This window comes from Alcanivorax sp. HI0083 (assembly GCF_001635175.1).
Map to the genome: position 1 here is coordinate 1 of NZ_LWFX01000583.1, position 248 is coordinate 248.

Here is a 248-nt window from a genome sequence, read left to right on the forward strand (position 1 = left end):
GATGGCGTGACTACTGTCACTAGCAGCTTGTCTCTGCGTCGCAATCCCGCCTCTCCTGACGCCACAGTAATGACCTTCAATGGTGAAGGCCTCCTCTTGCGTACTCTGGCGCTTGATGATGTGGTGCTCGATAGCGACCGCTATCACTACGAGAATGGCCTGTTAACCGTTGAGGGGCTGCCTGAAGCCTGTACGCTCACCTCCGTGGTCGATATTGAGCCGGAAAACAATACCGCGCTGGAAGGGTT

At 55.6% G+C, this 248-nt stretch carries 1 protein-coding gene; it reads left to right on the forward strand.

Annotated features, from left to right (window positions below; translation table 11 throughout):
- Window positions 1-248 (forward strand): hypothetical protein (locus tag A3754_RS27365; protein WP_197468495.1); only part of this gene is annotated, 248 nt, incomplete at both ends.